The 14,368-nt window shown below is 56.6% G+C and carries 12 protein-coding genes; 5 read left to right on the forward strand and 7 right to left on the reverse strand.

What is annotated here, in order from left to right:
- Positions 1 to 534 precede the first annotated feature (534 nt).
- Together APU11_RS01215 and fumA are read left to right on the forward strand one after the other, a co-directional pair.
- On the forward strand, positions 535 to 2,043 hold the full coding sequence (locus tag APU11_RS01215) for an anion permease (RefSeq protein WP_013097758.1): 1,509 nt from the start codon (positions 535 to 537) through the stop codon (positions 2,041 to 2,043).
- A gap of 52 nt (positions 2,044 to 2,095) precedes the next feature.
- Complete coding sequence (gene fumA, locus APU11_RS01220) at positions 2,096 to 3,745, forward strand: class I fumarate hydratase FumA (protein ID WP_058650959.1); 1,650 nt, start codon at positions 2,096 to 2,098, stop codon at positions 3,743 to 3,745.
- Here the strand turns inward: fumA and APU11_RS01225 are convergent.
- Positions 3,734 to 4,663 (reverse strand): LysR family transcriptional regulator, encoded by a 930-nt coding sequence (locus tag APU11_RS01225; protein ID WP_239691323.1) that lies wholly within the window; start codon positions 4,661 to 4,663, stop codon positions 3,734 to 3,736. The genes fumA and APU11_RS01225 overlap by 12 nt on opposite strands.
- Before the next feature lie 67 nt (positions 4,664 to 4,730).
- Here APU11_RS01225 and APU11_RS01230 point away from each other — a divergent pair, with 67 nt between their 5' ends.
- From APU11_RS01230 to APU11_RS01240, 3 genes are all read left to right on the forward strand, one after another.
- The gene (locus APU11_RS01230) at positions 4,731 to 6,029 is read left to right on the forward strand and encodes a serine hydrolase (RefSeq protein WP_058650960.1); all 1,299 of its coding nucleotides are present in this window, start codon (positions 4,731 to 4,733) and stop codon (positions 6,027 to 6,029) included.
- 340 nt (positions 6,030 to 6,369) lie between these two features.
- Positions 6,370 to 7,668, forward strand: coding sequence for an MFS transporter (locus APU11_RS01235; protein ID WP_029882551.1), 1,299 nt, complete (start codon positions 6,370 to 6,372; stop codon positions 7,666 to 7,668).
- Between the two features lies 1 nt (position 7,669).
- Positions 7,670 to 8,461 (forward strand): substrate-binding domain-containing protein, encoded by a 792-nt coding sequence (locus APU11_RS01240; protein WP_058650961.1) that lies wholly within the window; start codon positions 7,670 to 7,672, stop codon positions 8,459 to 8,461.
- Here APU11_RS01240 and APU11_RS01245 read toward each other — a convergent pair.
- The 6 genes from APU11_RS01245 to flhC form a co-directional block, all read right to left on the reverse strand.
- Positions 8,433 to 9,335 (reverse strand): LysR family transcriptional regulator, encoded by a 903-nt coding sequence (locus APU11_RS01245; protein WP_029882549.1) that lies wholly within the window; start codon positions 9,333 to 9,335, stop codon positions 8,433 to 8,435. The two genes, APU11_RS01240 and APU11_RS01245, sit on opposite strands and share 29 nt — an antisense overlap.
- Positions 9,336 to 9,445: 110 nt before the next feature.
- On the reverse strand, positions 9,446 to 9,958 hold the full coding sequence (locus APU11_RS01250; RefSeq protein ID WP_013097765.1) for a chemotaxis protein CheW: 513 nt from the start codon (positions 9,956 to 9,958) through the stop codon (positions 9,446 to 9,448).
- Complete coding sequence (gene cheA, locus APU11_RS01255) at positions 9,955 to 11,883, reverse strand: chemotaxis protein CheA (protein ID WP_058650962.1); 1,929 nt, start codon at positions 11,881 to 11,883, stop codon at positions 9,955 to 9,957. The genes APU11_RS01250 and cheA overlap by 4 nt, the downstream gene beginning before the upstream one ends.
- The gene (gene motB, locus APU11_RS01260; protein WP_013097767.1) at positions 11,870 to 12,775 is read right to left on the reverse strand and encodes a flagellar motor protein MotB; all 906 of its coding nucleotides are present in this window, start codon (positions 12,773 to 12,775) and stop codon (positions 11,870 to 11,872) included. Before motB ends, cheA begins: the two co-directional genes overlap by 14 nt.
- Positions 12,772 to 13,668: a flagellar motor stator protein MotA gene (gene motA / locus APU11_RS01265; RefSeq protein ID WP_029882545.1), complete on the reverse strand. Its 897-nt coding sequence runs from the start codon at positions 13,666 to 13,668 to the stop codon at positions 12,772 to 12,774. Before motA ends, motB begins: the two co-directional genes overlap by 4 nt.
- An 85-nt stretch (positions 13,669 to 13,753) precedes the next feature.
- Complete coding sequence (gene flhC / locus APU11_RS01270; RefSeq protein ID WP_060578304.1) at positions 13,754 to 14,329, reverse strand: flagellar transcriptional regulator FlhC; 576 nt, start codon at positions 14,327 to 14,329, stop codon at positions 13,754 to 13,756.
- Between the last annotated feature and the right edge of the window lie 39 nt (positions 14,330 to 14,368).

A 14,368-nucleotide genomic window follows, 5' to 3' on the forward strand; every position in this document is an offset into this window, starting at 1 on the left:
GTCATGATATTAATATAATGATTTTTTTAGTTTCTAAAGTTATTACGTTAGTTAAAAAACTATTTAATCCCTGCGATAACACAAATAACACATTGGTGTTAGTGATTGTAATTTAGCCATTCACAATAATTTAAAATTCGTTAAATAATGAATGGTAAAACCATTTCTCCAAAAACCAATCAAACCCATAAAAATCAATCAGATAAAAATTATCAAAACTCGGCATTGTTACAAAAATGATAAATTTAACTCATAATATACGTAATACCCACATACGCCAGAGTGGTTATTAATAAAAGCATAAAAATACCGCTGCAATTCCCTTTTTTTGATCGCGATCAATAGTTATGGCATCCAAAAGCGCAATATAAAAACATCATCAATTTTTAATTTAGCGCAAACCAAAATGCGTTAAATCGCTATTACTGAAAATAAAAATCAGCACCTTTAATAACTAAAAAAAGCAAAGAAACTTAAGAAAGCAATTTTGTTTTTCAGTGCGACCGAATTTTTGACAACTTAAGACGTGAAACTATGAATACAAAAACTGCTGTAACGCCCCCTGTGGCGAACCAGGCATCAAATGGGAAAGCAAAACGACTGCTGATGATGGCATTGCCCGTCATCGTCGCCGTCCTGCTGCTGTTTGTTCCGGTACCAGAAGGACTGCCGCCTTATGCGTGGCACTACTTCGCGATCTTTGTCGGCGTGATCGTCGGCTTAATCTTCGAACCGCTGCCGGGCGCGGTGATCGGTCTGACTGGCGTGGTGGCGATTGCGCTGTGCAGCCAGTGGGTGCTGTTCAGCCCTGAACAGCTGGCCGACCCGAAATTCAAGCTGGCGGGTGCCTCCTTTAAGTGGGCCGTGAGCGGGTTTGGTAACTCGACTGTGTGGCTGATCTTCGGTGCCTTCATGTTCGCCGCTGGCTATGATAAAACCCGCTTCGGCCGCCGTCTGGCGCTGATTCTGGTGAAATATCTCGGCCGTCGCAGCCTGACGCTCGGTTATGCCATCACCTTCGCGGACCTGCTGCTGGCACCGTTTACGCCGTCCAACACCGCACGTAGCGGCGGGACCATCTACCCGATCATCGCTAACCTGCCGCCGCTGTATGGCTCAAAACCAAACGACCCAAGCGCGCGTAAAATTGGTTCGTACCTGATGTGGGTGGCGATCACCGCGGCCTGTATCACCAGCTCGATGTTCCTCTCCGCCCTTGCGCCGAACCTGCTGGCACTGGCGCTGGTGAAAAGCACGGTAGGGATTGATATATCCTGGGGTACCTGGTTCCTCGCCTTCCTGCCGCTGGGCATCCTGCTGATTCTGACCATGCCGCTGCTGGCCTATTGGTTCTACCCACCAGAAGTCAAAGTGAATAATGAAGTACCGCTGTGGGCAACCCGTGAACTGGAAAAACTGGGCAAACTGTCCCGCAATGAAATTCTGCTGCTGGTGTTCGTGTGCTGTGCGCTGCTGATGTGGATCTTCGCCGCCGCGTGGATTGAACCAGCCATGGCTGCCCTGCTGATTGTGGGTCTGATGCTGTGGACCGGCGTGCTGGAGTGGAACGATATCACCGGCAATAAAGCCGCGTGGAATACCTTCGTCTGGTTCGCCACCCTGGTCGCGCTGGCGGACGGCCTCTCCTCTACCGGCTTTATCAGCTGGCTGGGTAAAGAAGGCGGTCTGTTAATGAGCGGTATCTCGCCGGGCGTTGCCACCATCGTGCTGCTGCTGGCGTTCTACCTGCTGCACTACCTGTTTGCCAGCACCACCGCGCACACCACCGCGCTGCTGCCGGCGATGCTGACCATCGCCTCCACCATTCCGGGCATGAATATGGAAGTCTTCGTCCTGCTGATGGTGACCTCGCTGGGTGTGATGGGGATCATCACCCCGTACGGTACCGGCCCAAGCCCGATTTACTACGGTAGTGGCTACCTGCCAACCAAAGACTACTGGCGCCTGGGCACTATCTTCGGTGCCATCTTCCTGGCGGCCCTGCTGCTGATTGGTTATCCGTGGATGTCCATGATGTTCTGATTCCTGACCGCCGGACTTCTCCTCCGGCGGTTTTATTTTTCTGGAGCAAGCTATGTCAAACAAACCGTTTTTTTATCAAAACCCCTTCCCACTCGCGCACGACGACACCGAATACTATCTGCTGACCAAAGAGCACGTCTCCGTTGCTGAGTTCGACGGTCAGGAAGTCCTGAAAGTCGAGCCAGAAGCGCTGACGCTGCTGGCGCAGCAGGCGTTCCACGATGCTGCGTTTATGCTGCGTCCTTCCCATCAGAAGCAGGTCGCCGCCATTCTTAACGACCCGGAAGCGAGCCAGAACGATAAGTACGTTGCCCTGCAGTTCCTGCGTAACTCTGAAATCGCCGCTAAAGGCGTGCTGCCAACCTGCCAGGATACCGGCACAGCGATCATCATGGGTAAAAAAGGCCAGCGCGTCTGGACCGGCGGTGGCGATGAAGCCGCGCTGAGTCAGGGGGTGTACAACACCTACATCGAAGACAACCTGCGCTACTCCCAGAACGCGGCCCTGGATATGTATAAAGAGCTGAACACCGGCACCAACCTGCCTGCGCAGATCGACCTCTACAGCGTCGACGGCGACGAGTACAAATTCCTCTGCATGGCGAAAGGCGGCGGTTCAGCCAACAAAACCTACCTCTATCAGGAAACCAAAGCGCTGATCACCCCGGCGAAGCTGAAAAACTATCTGGTGGAGAAAATGCGCACCCTGGGTACCGCGGCCTGTCCGCCTTACCATATTGCCTTCGTGATTGGCGGAACCTCCGCGGAAGCGACGCTGAAAACGGTGAAGCTGGCCTCCACCCGCTACTACGACACCCTGCCTACCGAGGGGAACGAGCACGGCCAGGCGTTCCGCGATGTTCAGCTCGAACAGGAACTGCTCCAGGAAGCGCAGAACCTGGGTCTGGGTGCGCAGTTTGGTGGTAAATACTTCGCTCACGATATCCGCGTGATCCGCCTGCCGCGCCACGGTGCCTCCTGCCCAATCGGCATGGGTGTCTCCTGCTCCGCAGACCGTAACATCAAAGCGAAAATCAACCGCGACGGGATCTGGATTGAAAAACTGGAACACAACCCGGGTCAGTACATTCCAGAATCGCTGCGCCAGCAGGGCGAAGGCGACGTGGTCAGCATCAACCTCAACAAGCCGATGAACGAGATCCTGGCGCAGCTTTCCGCGCACCCGGTCTCTACCCGCCTGTCGCTGAACGGCACCATCATCGTGGCGCGTGATATCGCCCACGCGAAGCTGAAAGAGCTGCTCGACAACGGCGAGGAACTGCCGCAGTACGTTAAAGACCATCCGATTTACTACGCGGGCCCGGCCAAAACACCGGAAGGTTATGCCTCCGGCTCCCTCGGCCCAACCACTGCGGGCCGCATGGACTCGTATGTGGATTTACTGCAGTCCCACGGCGCGAGCATGATCATGCTGGCCAAAGGCAACCGCAGCCAGCAGGTGACGGATGCCTGCCACAAACACGGCGGCTTCTACCTGGGCAGCATCGGCGGCCCGGCGGCGGTACTGGCGCAAAACAGCATCAAGAGCCTGGAGTGTGTGGCGTATCCGGAACTGGGAATGGAAGCCATCTGGAAAATTGAAGTGGAGAACTTCCCGGCGTTTATCCTGGTGGATGACAAAGGTAACGACTTCTTCCAGCAGATCCAGAACAAACAGTGCCAGGGATGTTCACAGCGCTGAGCGTTTCCATAGTGCCGGCAGCCGCGACAACGTTTGATTGATCCTCTCACGCTTGTCGCTGCCCGGCTTCCAGATAGTGACCATCGTCTGACTTATCCCCTGGCTGCCCACTTCGGTGGGCAGCCTTTTTACGTTTTTCCACTGCGTCGCATGAAGATGGGTCGGCAAAAAGCCCCAGCCACAGCCCTGTTCCAGCAGGCCGCGCAGCATCTCAATTTCATTAGTGAAAAGGGTATGCCCGGCAATTTGCAGACGACGGGCAACCGGTTCATCTGACGCGGCATGCATAACCACCTGCGGAACCAGAGAGAGATCGAGCAGCGAAACCGGCGTGGCAACCTTCGCAAAAAGCGCGTCTGCGGCGTAAAAATCCATGTCGATGGCTCCCAGAGCCCGCCACTCCATCTCATTACCCACGCTGCGGTTGCGCGCCTGGCAGATACCTAAATCCGCCTCTCCGCTCGCCAGCAGGGCTTCGGCCTCGTCACGCGACGCGCTGGTCAGGCTCAGGCGTATTTTTTGTGCCGCCATCTCTGCAATCAGCGCCTGCAGAAAAGCCCGGGGAGTGAACGGATCGTAAACAAGAGCAATGTCCTGCGTCACGCTGTCCGGCACCGCTCTGGCAAAGGCCTCAAAGGCTTTCACCTGACGCATCAGCAGGTGCGCCTGTCGCTGAAGCTGTTCCCCTTCAGGCGTTAGCCGCACGCTGCGTCCCTCGCGCAGGAACAGGGCATAACCCAGCCCGTCCTCAAGAAAATCGATCAGATCGCGCAGGGTCGTACGGTCTTTACCGAGCTTAATGGCCGCCTTCATCAGGCTGCCGTGCTCTGCCACCGCGGTAAACGCCTCCAGCTGGGCAAATGAATAGACCATCGCCTGCTCTCCCTTCATTCCGTTTTTCGGGGGAATTTCCCCCATAACCCGTTTTTTATTATAGGGCGCGGCTTCTTAAACTGAAGTCCTTCCTGAACCAAACGAGATAAACATGAAAAACAAAACGTTAAACCGCAGCCTGCTCGCCGCACTGGTGGTCAGCAGCCTCTTATCCCCTGCCGTTATGGCTGCCTGTCATGGCACCGACCTCAACCAGTGTCCTGCACCGTTTGACGCAACCCTTCCCGACACGCACAGCATGCTCACCTGGAGTCAGGCGGATCGCGTGGTGGGCTTTCGTAACGACTATCGCAACTACGCGGGCGATGTTTTCCGCCACGGAAAGGCCACACCGCTGCTGGCAGCAGAGAAACCGCTTACCGACGCCCGGTATCAGGTTAATGGCAAGACCTATACCCTCCAGGATTACGTGAAGCGCCAGAACGTCAGCGGCATGCTGGTGCTGAAGGACGGCAAAATTGCATGGAAATATCTGGGTGAAGGCAATACCGATTCCACGCTCTGGACATCACGTTCGGTGGGGAAATCCGTGGTCTCTGCGCTGGTCGGGGTCGCCCTTAAAGAGGGCAAAATCCACTCCCTTGACGATCTTATCACCCGCTACGAACCCGATTTAAAAGGCACGGCGTGGGATGGCGTGACGCTGAGACAGCTGATCACTCACACCTCTGGCGTGGCGTGGAACGAAGACTACACCAACCCACAGTCTGATTTCGCACAGCTTACCGAATGCGAAGCGAAGCCGGGCACCTACAACTGCGTGCGTAAGCTGGTGAAGGGATTACGTCGGGAACACCCGGCCGGAGAGAACTGGTCCTATTCATCGGGCGGCGCGTGGCTGCTGGGTGACGTGCTGGAGCGCGCCACCGGTATGACGCTGGCGGCGTACCTGGAGAAAAGCATCTGGCAGCCGTACGGGATGGCGAACGACGGCGTGTGGCATGCCTATCGTAAAGGTGAGCACGATGTCGGCGCGCACGGCTTTAACGCCACGCTGGAAGACTGGGGCCGCTTCGGCGAATTTATCCTGCATAACGGTACGCTCCCTTCGGGCAAACAGATCCTGCCTGACGGCTGGGTAAAAGAGTCGTCAGACTGGACGCAGGCGAAAGGTTCCGTCTCAGACGCGCATCCGAAAGGGTTGTACGGCTATCAGTGGTGGAATAACGAGGTGCCCGCCACGGCAAAAGACGTTAAGCCCGCGCCAGAGGATTCCCTGAAAGATTCACTCTGGGCGCTGGGGATTTTTGGCCAGATGATTATGGTGAATCAAAAGGAAAACCTGGTGATCGTCCAGTGGTCCACCTGGCCGCAGGCGGAGCCGTCTTTCAGCGCCCAGCCGCTGGAAGCGTCGCTGATGTTTAGCGCGATTGCACAGGCGCTGCGCTGAATAGAGCGCTCTGCCAGTTTTGCCCAGCGGCGCTACGCTTGCACGGGCCTACAAAATTCACAGGTCGGGTAAGCGAAGCGCCACCCGACAAGAGCAGCGGCTACTCTGCCCTTCTGCGCGATATCACAAAATAGCGATATCAGCCACTTAGCTAATTATGGTGAATGAAAAATCAATGAATTGTTAAGTTATTGTTAGGTATGTAAATCCCGGTCAACGTCCTGTCATTGATGTGCAGCACGCATCAGTTCATGCGTGATTTGCGCTTATTAATTTCCGTTTAATGCGCCAGTTTTCAGAAACAGACGGACAACACGTCAATAAAAAACTGGAGACGACCATGATTTCCTCAACCCCACCTGCAACCGTTCGCGCAAGAGCGGGCGCGATACTTCGCGTCACCTCGGGCAATTTCCTTGAGCAATTCGACTTCTTCCTGTTCGGGTTCTATGCCACCTACATCGCGCATACCTTCTTCCCGGCGAGCAGTGAGTTTGCGTCACTGATGATGACCTTCGCCGTCTTTGGCGCAGGCTTCTTAATGCGCCCCATTGGCGCGATTGTCCTCGGGGCTTACATCGACAAGGTGGGTCGCCGTAAAGGGTTAATCACCACCCTGTCGATAATGGCGGCCGGCACCTTCCTGATTGTGCTGATCCCCTCTTATGAGAGCATCGGCCTGTGGGCGCCACTGCTGGTGCTGGCTGGACGCTTGCTGCAGGGCTTTTCCGCCGGGGCGGAGCTTGGCGGCGTGTCGGTCTACCTGGCTGAAATTGCCACGCCGGGTCGCAAAGGCTTCTTTACCAGCTGGCAGTCCGGCAGTCAGCAGGTGGCGATTATGGTGGCCGCCGCAATGGGCTTTGCGCTGAACGCGATGCTGGAAGAGAGCGCCATTCGTGAATGGGGCTGGCGGATCCCGTTCCTGTTCGGCTGCCTGATTGTGCCGTTTATCTTCTTCCTGCGCCGCAAGCTGGAAGAGACCGAAGAGTTTCGCACCCGCCGTCACACGCTGGCGATGCGTCAGGTCTTTACCACCCTACTGGCGAACTGGCCGGTTGTAGTCGCGGGCATGCTGATGGTCGCCATGACCACCACCGCGTTCTACCTGATCACCGTCTATGCGCCTACCTTCGGCAAAAAAGTGTTAATGCTCAGCGCCTCCGACAGCCTGCTGGTGACGCTGCTGGTGGCCATCTCCAACTTTATCTGGCTGCCGGTGGGCGGAGCCCTGTCGGACCGCTTCGGCCGTAAACCGGTGCTGGTTGCCATGACGCTGCTGGCGCTGGCAACCAGCTATCCGGCCCTGACGCTGCTGGCGCAGGCACCGAGCTTCTCCATGATGCTGAGCGTATTGCTGTGGCTCTCCTTCCTCTATGGCCTCTATAACGGCGCGATGATCCCGGCGCTGACGGAGATCATGCCGGTTGAAGTGCGTGTTGCCGGTTTCTCACTGGCGTATAGCCTTGCTACCGCGATCTTCGGCGGGTTTACACCGGTCATTTCAACGGCCCTGATTGAGTACACCGGCGATAAAGCCTCCCCGGGCTACTGGATGAGCTTCGCGGCGATCTGCGCGTTGCTGGCAACGCTTTATCTCTACCGTCGCAGCGCGATGCGTCTGCAAGTACAGAGAGGATAATATGCGCATATTTGTACGTTCAGGTCTGACCGGGCTGGTAATACTGGCGACCAGCGCAGGCGCGCTGGCCCAGGAGGTGACGGTCATGATTTCAGGCGGTTTTAAGGCCGCGCTGGAAAAACTCGCCCCCCAGTATGAAGCCCGGACGGGCGACCATATCGTGCTGATCCCGGGGCCGTCGATGGGACAGACGCCGCAGGCGATCCCCAACCGACTGGCGCGCGGTGAAAAAGCAGACGTGGTGATTATGGTGGGTGATGCGCTGGCGCACCTGGCGAATGACCGGATGGTCAAAGAAGGTTCGCGCGTTGAGCTGGCGGATTCGCCCATCGGCGTGGTGGTGAAAGCCGGCTCGCCGGTACCGGATATCGCGACCGATAGCGCGCTAAAACAGACCCTGCTTAAGGCCAGCGCCATCGCCTATTCCGACAGCGCCAGCGGCCGGTATGTGCAAACAGAGCTCTTCAAAAAGCTGGGGATTGAAGCACAGGTAGAGGGCAAAGCGCATAAGGTGGAGCGCATCCCGGTCGCCTCTGAGGTGGCAAAAGGGAAATACGCCGTAGGTTTCCAGCAGGTCAGCGAGCTGTTACCCGTGCCGGGTGTGACCTTTGTCGGCAAACTGCCGGATAACCTGCAGTACATCACCCGTTTTGCCGGCGCGGTCACCGCTCACGCGGAGCATCCTTCCGAAGGTAAGGCGCTGCTTGATTACCTCGCATCAGCAAACGCGCAAGAGACCATCACCGCCACCGGGATGATCCCCGTCACTCCGCCGCGCGATAACGTGCAGTAATGAGTGTTTCCAGCTCAGCGGCAATCCACGACTGAATACGCCCGCTGCGCCGGATCAGCCCGACAGTGCGTTTGACCTCGGGCTCGGTCAGCGGAATATGTGTCAGGAAGGAGTGCTCAGAGTGTGGCATTGACATGGCGGGGACGGCAGCAATACCAATCCCCGCCTCCACCATTCCCAGCATCGTGGTGACGTGGCGCGTCTCGCAGATCCCCGGGCGCTCCGGCTTAATATGGCCGAGCATCTGATCGAGCAGATTCCGGTTGCCCGATGTAATGTCCAGGCTGATGTAATCCTGCTGATAAAACGCCTGCCAGGTCAGACTTTTGCGTCCCGCCAGCGGATGATCGCGACGACACGCGGCGACATACACATCCTCCACCAGCGGAATAAAGGTGAGATCTGGCTGCAGGCTCCTCGCAAAACAGATACCAAAATCCGCCTGCCCGCTGGCCACCGCGTCAATGACATTGCCCGCGCTGCTGTCGATAAGCTTGATGCGCACGCGCGGATAGCGGCGATGAAACTGGCGGATCACCTCCGGCATAAAATGGCAGGCCGCCGAAGGCACGGTGGCAACGGTAATTAGCCCGGTGCGCTCCTCGCTCACCTTGTCGATATCTGCCAGCATCGTTTCCACATTTTCCAGAAGCTGCCCGCAGCGGTCGGCAAAGGTCTGCCCGAAGAGCGTCAGCGTCACGCGCCGGGTGGTTCTGTCGAACAGTTTCGCGCCGACGGCGGTCTCCAGCTTTTCAATGCGGCGGCTTAAGGCGGACTGGGAGAGGCAGATAGATTCCGCGGCAATACGGAAGTTACCGTACTCCACCAGCGCTCGGAAGGCATAAAGATCGTTGAGGTCGAAATTGACGGGCATAGATTCTGGCAATCCTTAGCGCTTTCTGGAAACTCGAATATTCATAATAGCGACTTATGAATCAGCGGCAACCTCCACCGCTGATGCGTATCCAGAAAGCGCGATGCGCCTTAGTGGGAGTCGATATATGACTCGGTCACCGAATCCACCAGCGCCATCTCTTCACGGCTCAGCAGCATCTCAATATTCACCAGAATAATCATTCGACTGTCGAGCACGCCCAGCCCAAGCAGGTAGCGGCCAGAGAGCACCGAGGCCACGTCCGGGGTCGGCTTGATGTTATCCACATCTATCGACAGCACGTCCGCCACGCCGTCAACCACGATACCCACCACGCGATCGTTCAGATTGAGCACGATGACCACCGTTTTGTCGTCCTGTGACGGATCGGGCAGATCAAAGCGTACGCGCAGATCGACAATCGGCACAATCACGCCGCGCAGGTTGGTTACGCCGGTAATAAAGTTCGGCGCGTTCGGAATGCGCGTGAGGCGATCGCAGCCACGGATCTCCTGCACTTTAAGAATATCAATGCCGTACTCTTCATCGCCCAGGCGGAATACGAGGTACTCCTGGGCGATGGCGTCGGTTGCGGCGGGTTTACTGGCGGTTGCTACAGTCATGCATTTACCCCCTCCCTCTGGGGTTGTGGAGGGTTGAGCGTTGAAAGCTCAACCACATCAAGGATCAGCGCCACGCTGCCATCACCGAGGATGGTCGCTGCAGAGACGCCAGGCACTTTGCGATAGTTATGTTCAAGGTTCTTAACCACAACCTGCTGCTGGCCGATAAGCTGATCGACCCACAGCGCATAGCGGCAGCCCGCGCTTTGCACAATAACCACAATGCCGTCATCGGCAGGCGCTTCGCCCGCCACCGAGAGACGCTGGCGTAGCAGCACCAGCGGCAGATATTCGCCGCGCACCTGTAAAAGGCGCTCTTCGCCGACAAAGCGGCACAGCATGTCGTCGGTCGGCCGCAGCGACTCCATCACCGCGCCCAGCGGCAGGACGTAAATCTCGTCCGCCACCTTCACCAGCATGCCGTCGAGGATCGCCAGCGTCAGCGGCAGAATAATGCGAATGGTGGTCCCGGCCCCCGGCGTCGAGAGCACGTCCACGTGGCCGCCCATCGCCAGGATGTTGCGTCGCACCACGTCCATGCCGACGCCACGCCCGGAGACATCCGTCACGCTCTCGGCGGTAGAGAAACCGGCGGCGAAGATCAGCATCCATACGTCGTCATCACTCATGGTGTCGCTGATGGTCATCCCCTGAGAGCGGGCTTTGGCGAGAATTTTCTCCCGGTTCAGCCCCGCACCGTCGTCGCTAACCTCAATCACGATATTGCCGCCGTGGTGTTCGGCTGAAAGCGTCAGGTTCCCGGTCACCGGTTTGCCTTTTGCGGCGCGCACCTCTTTCTCTTCAATGCCATGGTCGAGGCTGTTACGCACCAGGTGGGTAAGCGGGTCGATAATGCGCTCAATCAGGCTCTTATCCAGCTCGGCGGAGCCGCCTTTCAGGGTCAGTTCCACCTCTTTATTCAGGCGAGCGCCCAGGTCGTGCACCAGACGCGGAAAGCGGCTAAAGACGTAGTCCATCGGCATCATACGGATGGACATCACCGACTCCTGCAGCTCGCGGGTGTTGCGCTCCATCTGCGCCACGCAGCCGGAAAGCAGATCGTAGCTGGCCGGATCGAGGGTTTTCGACAGCTGGGAGAGCATTGCCTGGGTGATAATCAGCTCCCCGACCTGGTTGATGATCTGGTCGACTTTACTCACCGCCACGCGAATGCTGCCCGACTCCTGACTGGCTGCGCGTGGTGCGGGTGGCGCTTTTTTGACAACGGTCTCTGGCACCGCAACCGGCGTTTGTACCGGCGGTGTGGCTTGTGCAGAACGGACCTCGATCTGCTGGCTGTCGAGCACAAAGCAGAGCACGGCGGTGATATCCTCCGCCGAGGCAGTGGTCTGTAGCGTGACCGTCATGCTGTCTGACGTCGCCTCAACGTCTGTCACCTCGCCCATGTTGGTCAGCTCGTCGCGCAGCGTCGTCTGCTCGCGCGCCCCGACGTCACGCAGGGTCACCACCAGTGTGGTTTCCGTTTCCTGCATCGTACTGGCCGACGCTGGCGCGGGTTCGGCTGGCATCACAGGCTGCTGGCCTTCAAGGGCAATCTCCCTCAGGGCTTCACAGATATAGCGATAACGGGCTTCATCAGGCTCCTGCGAAGACTGATAGGCTTCCAGCTGCGCTTGCATAATGTCCTTACATTCCAGAAAAAGGTTGATGATTGAGCGACTGAGCGTTCTCTCCCCTGCCCGCGCCTGGTCAAGGAGGTTCTCCAGCAGGTGGGTCGTCTCCTGTAATGCGGTAAAGCCAAAGGTGGCCGCGCCCCCTTTCAGCGAGTGTGCCGCACGAAAGATGGCGTTCAGTTGCTCCTGGTCCGGTGCTTCTATGTCAAGCTGCAGCAAAAGCTGCTCCATCTCAGTCAGCAGTTCTTCCGCCTCGGTAAAGAAGATCTGCGAAAAATCATTCATGTCCATCGGTATAGCCCTGCACATTTTGCAGATTGATATCGCTCAGCACGCTATCTGCACGCTGAGCCTGCGTATCTTCCAGACGGATCTCCTGCTCTTTCGAGCGGCTGAGCACCAGGATGCTGATGCGGCGGTTCACCGCACTGTCCGGGGATGTGTTCTCCAGCGGCATTCGGCTGGCGGTGCCAATCACGCGTAAGAAGCGTTCATCGTTAAGGCCGCCCCGGACCAACACCCGGCGGGCGGCATTTGCGCGCCCGGCGGATAGCTCCCAGTTGCTGTATCCGCCGTCGCCACCGGCATACGGCAGCGAATCGGTGTGCCCCGTCAGGCTCAACGCGTTTGGCAACTCCTGCAGCAGCGGCACCAGCGCCTGCAGAATGCCGTTCATGTAGGATTCCGGCAGTTCGCTGCCGACGCGGAACATCGGGCGGTCCTGCGAGTCGGTGATCTGGATCAGCAGACCGTCGTTGGTGAGGTTGAGCAGAATGTTGGATTTAAAGTTATTCAGCCGCGGATCGGTTTCGATCATCTTCTGCAGCTTCTCTTTCGCCTGCTTCAGGCTTTCGAAGCGCTTGTGCTTATCGATACTGGCAATTTGTCCTTTAAACACCTCACCCTGCCGCTTGAGAATGTCATCCCCTCCCCCGGGAATGACGCTGTCGCTCAGGCTGGTTTTATCGCCGTTGGCCATCGAGGGCTTCAGCGGCATACGGAAGTAATCGGCAATGAGCTCCCTTTCCATGTCCGTGGACTGCGACAGCAGCCACATCACCAGAAAGAACGCCATCATCGCGGTCATAAAATCGGCATAGGCAATCTTCCATGTCCCACCGTGGTGGGCATGTTTCTTTTTCTTACGCTTACGTGAAATGATGACAGGCGTGACGTTCTTCATGCGGCGCCGTCCGAGGTTTTGGTTTTCAGCGTGGCGTTAGATTTGACTTCACGCACGTGCTCTTCAAGCTCTTCAAACGACGGGCGTTCGCTGGTAAAGATGGTTTTACGACCAAACTCAACCGCAATCTGCGGGGCATAACCATTCAGGCTGGAGAGCAGCGTTACCTTAATGCACTGCAAAATTTTGACCTGGTCAGAACTCTTCTGGCGCAGCAATGTCGCCAGCGGTAAGACAAAACCATAAGCGATAAGGATCCCGAGGAAGGTGCCCACCAGCGCGTGGCCAATCAGCATACCCAGCTCCGCCGCCGGGCGATCCGCCGACCCCAGCGCGTTAACCACCCCCATTACCGCCGCTACAATACCGAATGCCGGAAACGCATCGCCAACCGTGTTCAGGCTGTGGGCGGGCACTTCCAGCTCTTCTTCACAGGTTTCGATCTCCTCGTCCATCAGGGCTTCGATTTCATGGGAATTCATGCTGCCGCCAATCATCAGACGGAAGTAGTCGAGGATAAAGTTGGCGAGCATTGGGTCGCTCATCAGGCGGGGATAGGCGCTGAAAATATCGCTGTTCTGCGGGTCTTCAATGTCCTTTTCCAGCGACATCAGCCCGTGAACGCGGCTCTGGGAGAGCAGCAGAAACATCAGCGCCATCAAATCCATATACACCGCTTTGTTGTAGCGCTTACCGACAAAGATTTTAACCAGCGCCTTCCCCGTCGACTTCAGGGATTTAATATTGTTGCCGACAATAAACGCCCCGACCCCGGCACCGCCGATAATCAGCAATTCCAGCGGCTGAAACAGCGCCATCAGGTTACCGCCGGACAGAAGAAAACCACCAAAAACGGTCAATATGACAACAAGATAGCCAACAATAACTAACACACTCTCTCCTTTTACTTTTTTTGACCGATGCCGGTTTTCCCGGCATCAGGTAAACGCCATCTTGCGCACAGCCGTCCGTCTGGGGTTACGCCGTCATGATTTCCGGCGCGGCAAACGAGCCCAGAAGCCCGGTATTGCTCACCTGGGATTTTTTAAGCGCGCGCGACGGCGGGCTGCACAAGCTGCAGGTAAATGGGTTTTTAATAAATTCGGTGGTGACGATAAAACCACCACCACACACGCTACAGGCTTTACGCGAAATAATGCCGCAGTCGATAAAGCGTAATAATGTCCAGGCTCGGGTCAGCCCCAGCACCGGCTTCTCATCAGAACAGGTACTGCACTGTTCCAGATAAAGACGATAGGTCTTCATCAGCATTTCAATGGAGCGGCCCTGCTCGGTCTTTTTCAAATAGAGGTAAATGTTGTAGAACATGGAAGAGTGAATATTCTGCTCCCACGACATAAACCAGTCTTCGGAAAAGAGCAGCATCCCTTTTGGCGGCGGACAGCCGCGCAACTCTTTATATAAACGAAGCAGGCGACGGCGGCTGAGTGATGTTTCCGATTCCAGAACCTGCATTCTCGCCCCGAGAGAAATTAACCCCATGGCGATATTTACTTCGTCAATTTCCTGCAGCAGACTCTTTTCACCACACATGATTATGCCTCCTCCGCGGTAATGGCATCTTCTTCGCTT

It is taken from the genome of Enterobacter sp. 50793107, from assembly GCF_001463365.1.
Taxonomy (GTDB): Bacteria; Pseudomonadota; Gammaproteobacteria; order Enterobacterales; family Enterobacteriaceae; genus Enterobacter; species Enterobacter cloacae.

Bases quoted from the DNA above. Each gene is read 5' to 3' on its own strand.
- APU11_RS01230 (WP_058650960.1), top strand. From the start codon at position 4,731: ATGAAAAACAAAACGTTAAACCGCAGCCTGCTCGCCGCACTGGTGGTC.
- cheA (WP_058650962.1), bottom strand. From the start codon at position 11,883: ATGGACATGAATGATTTTTCGCAGATCTTCTTTACCGAGGCGGAAGAA.
- APU11_RS01235 (WP_029882551.1), top strand. From the start codon at position 6,370: ATGATTTCCTCAACCCCACCTGCAACCGTTCGCGCAAGAGCGGGCGCG.
- motB (WP_013097767.1), bottom strand. From the start codon at position 12,775: ATGAAGAACGTCACGCCTGTCATCATTTCACGTAAGCGTAAGAAAAAG.
- flhC (WP_060578304.1), bottom strand. From the start codon at position 14,329: ATGTGTGGTGAAAAGAGTCTGCTGCAGGAAATTGACGAAGTAAATATC.
- APU11_RS01215 (WP_013097758.1), top strand. From the start codon at position 535: ATGAATACAAAAACTGCTGTAACGCCCCCTGTGGCGAACCAGGCATCA.
- APU11_RS01245 (WP_029882549.1), bottom strand. From the start codon at position 9,335: ATGCCCGTCAATTTCGACCTCAACGATCTTTATGCCTTCCGAGCGCTG.
- APU11_RS01250 (WP_013097765.1), bottom strand. From the start codon at position 9,958: ATGACTGTAGCAACCGCCAGTAAACCCGCCGCAACCGACGCCATCGCC.
- fumA (WP_058650959.1), top strand. From the start codon at position 2,096: ATGTCAAACAAACCGTTTTTTTATCAAAACCCCTTCCCACTCGCGCAC.
- APU11_RS01240 (WP_058650961.1), top strand. From the start codon at position 7,670: ATGCGCATATTTGTACGTTCAGGTCTGACCGGGCTGGTAATACTGGCG.
- APU11_RS01225 (WP_239691323.1), bottom strand. From the start codon at position 4,663: ATGGGGGAAATTCCCCCGAAAAACGGAATGAAGGGAGAGCAGGCGATG.